Below are 1622 nucleotides of genomic sequence, written 5' to 3' on the forward strand. Positions count from 1 at the left end.
TTATTGCTAAAGATGATGAATTGCTTTTTGACGTTGACGTGGCCAGTTATTACCCATATTTAGTGATAGATGGACAATACTACCCTAAGCATCTTACCCGTGAGTTTTTGACTGTTTATGAGTCAATAGTCAATCGTAGGATTGAAGCCAAGCGCAAAAAAGACCATGTGACTGCTGATTCACTTAAAATTACAGTCAACGGCTCGTTTGGCAAATTCGGCTCTAAATACTCTTTTTTATACTCGCCCGACTTATTGATTAACACCACAATCACAGGACAACTAACCCTGTTAATGTTGATTGAGATGATAACCAATGCAGGGGGCAAGGTTAAAAGCGCAAATACTGACGGTATAGTCATATTGTGCAAGCGTGATAACGTGCAAGCAATACGCGACACCGTAAGCTTATTTGAGTTAAATACTATTTTTACAATGGAATATACAGAGTATCGCGCCCTGTACTCGATTAACGTCAACAACTATTTAGCCGTTAAACCTGACGGCAAAGTCAAAGGTAAAGGTCAATTTGCTATTGGCGGACTAGCCAAGAATCCAACAAACACAATCAGCGTAAAAGCTGCTATTGCTTATCTGACACAACAAACACCAGTACACGACACGATTTTACAGTGTCAAGATATACGCGATTTTGTGACACTTAGAACCGTAAAAGGTGGCGCAGTAAAAGACGGCCAAGCAATCGGTAAAAGTATTCGATGGTATCACTCAACGTCAACCATGACCGCCATATACTACGCATCAAACAATAACAAAGTACCAAAGTCTGACGGTGCAAAGCCTGTCATGGATTACCCCGACAACCTACCAACAGATGTTGATTATCAGTTTTATATTCAAGAAGCTAAAAACATCATAAAAAGCACGCCCGGAAGCGCGCGCCAACGAAAGCAGCAAGCTGCTGAACTACGGCCTGCAATTTTTTGATTCACCGCGCCTGTACGCCGCCAACAAGCCAGTGGGCAAGCTCAAGGTGTTCAAGGGCGAGGCCAGCGAAGTGAACCTGGGCTTTACCCGCGATATTTACGCCACCGTGCCCAAGGGCAGCGCCGCACGCATTCAGGCCAAACTGGATGCCCCGGCCAAGCTGATTGCACCGATCAAGGCTGGCCAGCCGGTGGGCAAGCTGACGGTGACGCTGGATGGCAAGGTGCTGGCCGAACAGCCGGTGCTGGCGCTGAATGCAGTGGGCGAGGCCGGTGTGTTTGGTCGCTTGGTGGACAGTGTAAAACTGTGGTTTAACTGATTCAGTCACCACACTGTTGCCATGTCATCTTTGCAGATGGCCTGGCGTAGCCAGCAGGCATCAGACCATGCAGGGCGATTTCAAGGGCGTGTAAGTCGTGCCGGTGGGATCGCCCTGCATGGTTCGGCAGCAGCATCCACCATGTATTACAATGCCGCCTATGTATACACCAAAATACGTATCACGTTCTGAATGGCTGACCGTGCGCGGCCATGCCTTTCATGTGCGCCACTGGGGGCGCGAAGGCGCGCCCAAGCTGTGGATGCTGCACGGCTGGATGGATGCCTCGCCCACCTTTCAGTTTGTCGTTGATGCGCTGGAACGTGACTGGCACGTCATCGCCCCCGACTGGCGAG

Annotated in this window: 3 protein-coding genes; all 3 read left to right on the forward strand. The window is 49.0% G+C overall.

Annotated features, from left to right (window positions below):
* Nucleotides 1–947: hypothetical protein (locus Q0212_RS00425; protein WP_297920634.1), on the forward strand; the 947-nt coding region annotated here is incomplete at its 5' end.
* A 31-nt stretch (nt 948–978) separates the two neighbouring features.
* Nucleotides 979–1266, forward strand: coding sequence for a hypothetical protein (locus Q0212_RS00430; protein WP_297920636.1), 288 nt, complete (start codon nt 979–981; stop codon nt 1264–1266).
* A gap of 160 nt (nt 1267–1426) precedes the next feature.
* A partial coding sequence (locus Q0212_RS00435; RefSeq protein ID WP_297920638.1) for a hypothetical protein occupies nt 1427–1622 on the forward strand: 196 nt, incomplete at its 3' end.

Source organism: uncultured Agitococcus sp. (assembly GCF_937920075.1).
Taxonomy (GTDB): Bacteria; Pseudomonadota; Gammaproteobacteria; order Pseudomonadales; family Moraxellaceae; genus Agitococcus.